Origin of the sequence: Priestia sp. 179-F W1.4 NHS (assembly GCF_045369295.1) — a bacterium.
Lineage (GTDB): Bacteria > Bacillota > Bacilli > Bacillales > Bacillaceae_H > Priestia > Priestia zanthoxyli.
Window position 1 is genome coordinate 1 of sequence record NZ_JBIQFF010000032.1, and the last position, 8,132, is coordinate 8,132.

Here is an 8,132-nt window from a genome sequence, read left to right on the forward strand (position 1 = left end):
GGGCAAATATTATTAATGACGTGGGTGAAGATTTATTAGGAAAAGATAAATATCATGTGAAGACGGTCGGCTACTCTGTTCATCCTGAACCACAGGTGTTTATTTATACATCATTAAGTTATTCTGAAGAGAATAAAGAGTTTGCCAATAAACTCGAAGGAGTTATTGATGAATTCCTTCAAACAAAAGACATGAAGGCCAAAATAAAAGAGGATCCTTATAAAATTATTATTTACGCCAAAGGAAAGAAAAAGCTAAATTAAATACGCATTTTAATAAGCTAAGAAATGAGAGAATTTCATTCCTTAGCTTATTTATTTTTCTACCGATAAGCTAAGGAATGTTAATTAGAAACTATATGATACGCAGGGTCGACTAATATACTAAAGTGATCTACCGTTACAACGGATGGTTTAGAGACAATGAAAGTAAAATACTTCATACTAGACACTTCTAATTCTTTTCTTTAGTAAACTGACCTTAAAAAAGATGTAATAAGGTGTAGAAAAACAACAAATGGTATAATGGCATGAACTATTTATATTATAAAAGGAGGAATTAAGATGGGGAAAGTTTTATTCCTTAATTATCCTGGAGAAGGTCACGTCAATCCTACCATTGCATTAGTGGAAGAACTACTAAAAAAGGGTGAAGGGGTTGTCTATTACTGTATAGAGGAATATAGAAATAAAATTGAGAAAACGGGAGCTACATTTCGTCCTTATAAAAATTTCACACGCAATGCAGATCTAGTGAAAAAAATGGCGAAAAGAATGGACCCTCTTGAAATGCTATTATATATGGTACGCTCTGCGGATACAGTCATAGAAGGTGTTCTAGAGGACATAGGAGCTGAAAAATACGACTACGTTATTTATGATAATAATTTCGCCGCAGGATGGATGATTGCTGATATATTAAAGATACCTAAAATATCTTCTTGTACAACGTTTGCTATTGATGAAGAGGTCTTTTCGAACGTTATGAAAAGTCGAGGAGAAATGGATAAGACATCTCCAACATATCAAGAACTTGAAGAGATATTAAAAAAATGGAGACAAAAATATGGTATAACAATCAACGATAATCATAAGCTGATGTCTTGCCCTGGCGATATTACTCTTGTATATACATCAAGATCTTATCAACCTCGTGCTGAAAAGTTTGATAACTCTTTTATTTTTGTAGGTCCTTCTATTGCGCCGCGAAAAGATGTAGAGACTCTTTCATTAAAAAATATTCCTGGTAATAAGCTTATCTTTATTTCAATGGGAACAATATTTAATCAGCAACCTGAGTTATATACTACCTGTTTTGAAGCATTCCAAGAAATACAGGCCACAGTTGTATTGTCAGTAGGAAAACAGACGGACATTAGCCAATTTAAAGATATTCCACCTAATTTCATTATACGTAATTACGTACCTCAGTTAGAAATATTAGAACAAGCAGATGTTTTTATTACGCATGGTGGAATGAATAGTACGAGTGAAGGGCTTTATTTTGGAGTTCCTCTTGTTGTTATGCCTGTTGTGGGCGATCAGCTAATAGTGGCTAATCGGATTGAAGAATTAGGAGCTGGTCTTCAACTTAATCGTCAAGAATTAGATGCTAGTACATTACGAAACACAACAGAACAAGTACTATCGAACGCTTCATTTAAAGAAAAGAGTTTGGAAATTGGAAAATCCTTAAAGGATTCTGGAGGATACAAAAAGGCAGTAGAAGCCATTTTAAAATTTAAAAGGACACTAAAATAGAGGGCCTCATTTAATTTTATCAGATTTTTAACCCCAACATTTAAATTAGTCTAAAAAGAAAAATTAATGAAAATAGAAAAGGAGTCTCAATGGGAGACTTCTTTTAACTACTGTCTATATTAAACATTAGGTAACCAAATCCCCCTTTATTCTATGTAGAATAGAGGGAATTTGGTTCCTGTAATCCCTATTATGGTAACTAACATAAATAGCCATAATTATTAACAGTAGTTACCATAACGTAAATTATCCGAAATAAAAAGCTTATCTATAAATAGATAAGCTTTTATCATTCTAAATTAATTCTGTTTTGTTTCGCTTAACGGTTACATTTATAATTTCTCCAAATGCTAGACCAGCAACTGTTAAGGGAAAGACAACAAACATATTCCTCGGACTGAGGGTGCGGAGTAAGGCCATATCTTATAAAATGTGCGCTTTTCATACATTCTCCTTTCTTTCGACTATCCAAAAAATGTAGTCATATCAACGATGCATAAAAATATGCATATTCCAGAGTAAAATTCTAGGTGGAACCCTGTAAAGGTTACCCAAGATGAGGAGGGTCCGTTAACATGGAACCCCATTTGAAATGTTTTTGAGCCAACTTTTTAAACATTGCACTGTCAATTTTTTCTTTCACTGTTTCTCCATTAGCAAAGCTTGTAAAAGACGTATCTGTTAATGTCATATGCCCTGCATCGGTTAACTGCGCAAGCAAATAGTTTTTATTGAAAGGTGATTCTGGTTTTTCTACAATTATTTTTTGTAAGTCATTAAAATCTGATAAATTCCGTATCAGCTGTTTGGAATGGAAGATAAACCCTGTTTTCCATTCGCTGTCCCTATTATTCACCTTCATTTCGAATATACAATCACCTTGTTCAGTATCGACTCTTTTAATTCGAAACTCTCCATTGGACGAAACGACACTTGTTCCATCTAATGGAACGGGCTGCAAAGAAAGGTTGATTCCAAAACCCGTGTCGACTAAATATTTTTTTCCTTCATGAATTAAAAGATTGACGGCATGCGTTCTTCCGAGTTTGTACCAGTCTTGAGTAACTTGGTTATATACTATTCCACGAACCATTTGTACCTCAAAACCATTTTCAGCTAAGAAAAAATGAAGAAGTGAATTCAACTGATAACAAAGCCCTCCTTCATGCCTTATTAAAATTTTATGAATGATGTTTTCTTTCGTAACCTCTGCTATATTATTTTCTACAATATCTACGTTATCAAACGGAATAGCTTTTGCTGTTTTTTCAAGAATTCCCCCTAGCATATCAAACGTTATTTTTTCATCATCTGGAATACCTATTCGTTTACGAAACAATGTATTGATTTCCGTCATGTTCATAACCACCTTTCATCTTCATGTTAGTTCAAATCAGAAAACCTACACTTCATTTTTTAAAGCCAATATATATGCTCTCTGATCTACCCTAGTTAACAAGATAAATTAAAATAAAAGTTAAAACGCTTTGGTACAATGATATTAAAGAAAGCCGCAATTTAATCTGGACGTTTATTTTGATAATTGAGATAGTTAAGCATGTTCCCAAACGTCAAGACCTAGGATTGGTGTCTTACCTTCCATAAGAGGACTATCTTGTTTAGGTGTACTAGTAATTTAAAATTATCTCTTATCTACTACAGGCCACGCCCAGCCTGATCCAAAACAAGTTGTTGCTACTTTAGTAAATTGTTCTTTAAAGTTTTTATAGCTTCCGAATGTTTGATTGATGGCATAAGTAAGTGCGGCTATATATGCTTTTTTCTTTTCAATCATGTGAGTGACCCCCTTTAAATTTATCCGGCCGGTTATCACTATAGTAAGAAAAACTAGCAATATCTACGATATGAAAAATACACATCTGTATCGGTACAGATGTATATTCGGAGGAATACTATGCTTAAATACGAAACAATTTATCATTCTCTACTTCAAAAGATACAGGCTGGGGACTTTCCAGCAGGGGCAAAATTACCATCAATTAGAAGCTTATCGCACCAATATATTTATAGTAAAAGCCCCATAATATCTGCCTTAAAACGTTTGGAAGAGCAACATATTATTTATTCCATTCCAAAGAGTGGTTATTACGTTGTGGAACATCGAGTTTTCGAAGAACCCACATCTACCGAAGGCGTTGATTTTGCAACATCGTCTCCAACATGGCATGCATTTCCATATAAAGACTTTCAACAGTGTATTAATAAAGCGATTGATACATATCAAGCAGAATTGTTTCGTTATGGAACACCAAAAGGTTTCTCTTTATTAATTACAGAAGCTAAAAAGCTCTTAGAATCTTATCAAGTATTTACGAAATCTGAACAGATTTTCATCACTTCAGGGGTTCAACAAGCACTCGCTTTATTAAGTATGATGCCATTTCCAAATAACGGATCTACCATTTTAGTTGAACAACCTAGTTACCATTTGTATATGGATATGTTGAAGACATATGGAATTCGCGCAATAGGAATTCAACGTACAGCTCAAGGCATTGATCTAAAGCAACTAGAAAAAATATTTAATGAAGAAGAAATCAAATTTTTTTATACAATGCCACGCTTTCATAATCCTTTAGGAACGTCATATAGCAAAAAAGACAAAGAAGCCATTTTACAGTTAGCCTATAAATACAATGTGTATATTGTAGAAGATGACTATTTAGCAGATTTTGAATACAACATGAAGAATGATCCTCTTTTTGCAGAGGATACTAAAGAACAGGTTATCTACTTAAAGAGCTTTTCAAAAATCATGTTTCCAGGTTTAAGAATTGGTTTAGCTGTTCTTCCTCCCTCTATTCTTAATACCTTTCAAAAATTTAGAATGACTATAGATATAGATAGCTCTATGATTTCACAAGCTGCACTATACCTTTATATAAAAAGTGGTATGTTTGAACATAATAAATCAAAAGTAAGTAGTGTTTATCATAAACGTGCACAAGTTCTTCACCAATTGCTGCAAAATCATCTGGCTAATTACGAATCATCGTCAGAAATAGTTATGCATGGTCATATTTTGCTACCTAGACAAGTAAATATGAAGTCATTTATTCGTTATTTATATGAACAGGGTGTATATCTAGATTCAGTTGAAAGTAATTATCTATCCAACTTTCACAAAGAACGGGTTTTAAAGTTAAGTGTGTCAAATGTTGAAAATCACCGAGTTGAAGAAGGAGTCAGAAAAATTGCAGATGCTTTAAAAAAAAGAGGTAACTATTTTCCTTAATTTCCAATTGTAACTAAGGTCTTTAACACTGTTTAAGAAGAAGAGACTTAAACGTATTACTTGTGTAATGGTATATATTTTTCTTGCCTGTCTTCTATAATTTCTTCCTACTGGTAATACGTTTTATGGTAACTAACCAACATTGTCTTATATAGTAAAGAAAAGAAAACAACTACCTTCATAAAAAGGTAGCTATTTTCTACTGATAAATTAAATTGTGGGTGAAGCCTAACAAAGCTTCTTGAGTAGTTTACTCATTTATTATTTTGTTATGTCGTTTTTTGTTCTATAGAATTTAAAATTTTATATAAGGCTTGAGCGACTTTTTCTATATCGTAATCGCCATAACTTAAAGTTCTTTGATCAACAAGTGTAGTCACCTGAAAAGTCTTAGATGAATTACAGTATGATAATTCAATTACTTCAGGAACAGTATGAACAATGCTGCTATCTTCGTATTTTATAAGAGTATAAAGCACATTCTTTATTTTAAGTATATCCATAAAAGTACCTCTTTCCATTATGAGGAAGCTTTAGGTACAAAGAAACCAAATAATTTTTTTATTTGTTATGCTCTTACCCTAACATACTGAAAAGGAGAAATATACCCCAGTTTCAATTTCAAAATTCATCTTATTACCTAGGATCCCTTTTATGGTAACTAAAGAAATATACATTATTACAGTTGAAGAACAAAAATCCCCTTCTCTCTAAGGGGGTTTTTGCTCTTACGTGACTTTATCCAGTGATACCTTTTGGCATCTTGGTTAGTATGCTCTAATTACGATTCTTTCATTCACATAAAATTAAAAGAGACCTGTAGACCCTCTTGTTACCTTTTTTCCTTTTCAATATAAAAATCTGGGTGTTGATAGTTCTTCTCTAAAAAAGTTTTCTGTTCTTTTTCAGCAAGTTTATTATTTTCAACTGTATTGGTATAAGCATCATAAGTGGCGAATCCATAAAGAGAAGGGAAAAACAGTAACCACTCTGGATTTAATACGTTGGTAGCTTTCTGGATTTCGCCTAAAAAGAGAAGAGAAATAGCTTCAAGAAGATGAGAATAGTAAAAGAAAACAACCGTCCATGTAACAATAAAAAAAGCAACAATTATTCGATGAATATAAAGCTGACCTAAACCTGGCATAAATAAGGACCATATGATAGACATAATAGGATTTCTTTTATCCAGGTAGTTAATCTCCATAGCTCCCATACTAAAAGAATTAAAGGTGTGATTTTCTCTTTCAGCTAAGAGATATATTTTATTTAAATCAACCGTCGTTCGATAACTATCCCATATGGCAAAGAGATAAACAGGAATATAAATGAGAAGCCACCTAGTGTTTAGTGACTCTTTCGCCATGTCTATGTCCCCTTGAAAGGAATGGATCATAGCTACGTTTACATTGGATTGAAGGTTAATGACTACTTCCCAAATAAATAAAACGAATCCTCGAAGGTATTTAGATAAAAGTAAATGTCCGAAGCCAGGAAAGGCTGCTGACCACCAGGCTATAATGTAAGGATTTCTTAAGTGAATTTGAGTGGTTCCAAATATACTAACGTGAGCTATGTAGCGTCTTGCTGTGTTATCATTTGTATAGTTTTTCATGTACGTTCTCCTATGGAATTATTAGGGGGGAGAAATCGATTTTACATCTTTAATCCATAATTAACATCCTGTAATATATTTATTCTGTTTTACACATTTAAAATAGCTAAAAAACCTTCAAAAGATAAAAGTGTTTTTTTAGCTATTTATAAAATTTTTTCATAACTCCTACAACATTATTATAAAATCATAATATTCTGTTATTTTAACTTTGTATTGTAAGCGCTTGCAATTATAATAAGAAGTAGGTTGGATAGCAAGCGTGGCTGTCATTGTATATGGCGTAGGCGGGGCCAGTACAAAATACTTTGGTAATTTGTATGTATAAGAGATTGCTAGTTGGGTAAAAATGAAAAATAGGAACTTACATAAAGGAGGTTAAGCTATTGAGAGAATATAAAAAGGCTTTTTCTACGTTTATTGAGGAAGAACGATTTGACTTACATTCATACCTTACTTATCTATTTATTAATGAGTGCCAGGAAGATGTAGTAGACCAGTTAGAACAAGAACATGTAAATCAATAAATTTTGAACGTTGAAAGGATTACTAATGATGAATGAAAAAAAGTGTGGGTGACTTGATCTTTCTGAATAGAAGGAACAAGTCGCCTATTTGTATTTCATCTAAACATTCCTGGTTCTTAAAAACGATTATCTCTACCCCGTATAACTCACTATTATATCTTCTTGCCTTTAGATAAATTATTAAAAAGATAAAAACTAAACATAAATTCCGCAATAATTTCTATTCAGTAGGTTCTAATTAAAGTGATTATTAATCTAATTAAATATTAATTTTACATTGTTTAAAAGAGTAAATAGATAAACTTACTTATAAAAATTATAGTTTTACTATTTACTCTAGATGACGACAAATATGATCATTTTCCTCGTTAAATGTATGTATAAATAGTTTTCTTTGCTGATACAGCTAACGTGTCCATAACATCTTCAATGGTAATGATTGTACATTTTACTTATGTTATCTAATGATTTTTTATATTACATTCATACAAAGTTACAGATTAAAAGTTTTTATAGTAAATGTGTAAATGATATAACTAACTTATAAAAAGTTAAGTTGTACCATTTACTCTAAATGACGACAAATACGAAGTTTTTCTACAAACTATATAAATAGTAAATTATATTTACAGAAAGTAAGTTTATACTTTTGCTTTTAAATAAGTTACAATTAATAAATAATAACTATAATAAATAACTTTAAATATATACTTGATTATAAGTATATTAGATACTTAATGAAGATACTTAGTAGTTTAAATCTTATTATTAGAACTATTATTTCGTTTTAAAGGTTCTTTATCATATAGGTACACATAAATACAAACTTAACCCTTACATAGTGAAGAAAATACCTTAACACAAGTAAGAACTATAAATAAGAAAACACATTTTTCAAAAGGAGAGGTTTTATGCAAGATTTCTCATTAGTACATGTAGGAACAGAAGTAAGGGAAAGAAAAGGAGATTTCAAT

The 8,132-nt window shown here is 31.7% G+C and carries 6 protein-coding genes and 2 pseudogenes; 4 read left to right on the plus strand and 4 right to left on the minus strand.

The window, feature by feature from the left end:
* Window positions 1–263 (plus strand): annotated as a pseudogene (locus ACH0CI_RS27585) (DUF4030 domain-containing protein); the annotation flags it as partial.
* Window positions 264–563: 300 nt separating this feature from the next.
* A complete protein-coding gene (locus ACH0CI_RS27590) occupies window positions 564–1,760 on the plus strand; it encodes a macrolide family glycosyltransferase (protein ID WP_406902602.1) in 1,197 nt (398 codons plus the stop codon).
* Window positions 1,761–2,307: 547 nt separating this feature from the next.
* On the opposite strand, the gene ACH0CI_RS27595 is transcribed toward ACH0CI_RS27590, so the two are convergent.
* Window positions 2,308–3,117, minus strand: coding sequence for an arylamine N-acetyltransferase family protein (locus tag ACH0CI_RS27595; RefSeq protein WP_406902603.1), 810 nt, complete (start codon window positions 3,115–3,117; stop codon window positions 2,308–2,310).
* A 195-nt stretch (window positions 3,118–3,312) separates the two neighbouring features.
* A pseudogene (locus tag ACH0CI_RS27600) lies at window positions 3,313–3,555 on the minus strand (superoxide dismutase).
* A gap of 120 nt (window positions 3,556–3,675) precedes the next feature.
* On the opposite strand from ACH0CI_RS27600, the gene ACH0CI_RS27605 reads away from it, so the two are divergent.
* Complete coding sequence (locus ACH0CI_RS27605) at window positions 3,676–5,016, plus strand: aminotransferase-like domain-containing protein (protein WP_406902604.1); 1,341 nt, start codon at window positions 3,676–3,678, stop codon at window positions 5,014–5,016.
* A 269-nt stretch (window positions 5,017–5,285) separates the two neighbouring features.
* Here the strand turns inward: ACH0CI_RS27605 and ACH0CI_RS27610 are convergent, their stop codons facing one another.
* Window positions 5,286–5,519 (minus strand): hypothetical protein, encoded by a 234-nt coding sequence (locus ACH0CI_RS27610; protein WP_048021459.1) that lies wholly within the window; start codon window positions 5,517–5,519, stop codon window positions 5,286–5,288.
* Window positions 5,520–5,848: 329 nt separating this feature from the next.
* The gene (locus ACH0CI_RS27615; protein WP_406902605.1) at window positions 5,849–6,631 is read right to left on the minus strand and encodes a hypothetical protein; all 783 of its coding nucleotides are present in this window, start codon (window positions 6,629–6,631) and stop codon (window positions 5,849–5,851) included.
* A 386-nt stretch (window positions 6,632–7,017) separates the two neighbouring features.
* On the opposite strand from ACH0CI_RS27615, the gene ACH0CI_RS27620 reads away from it, so the two are divergent.
* Window positions 7,018–7,158, plus strand: a complete 141-nt coding sequence (locus ACH0CI_RS27620; protein WP_176521439.1) for a hypothetical protein — start codon at window positions 7,018–7,020, stop codon at window positions 7,156–7,158.
* Window positions 7,159–8,132 lie beyond the last annotated feature (974 nt).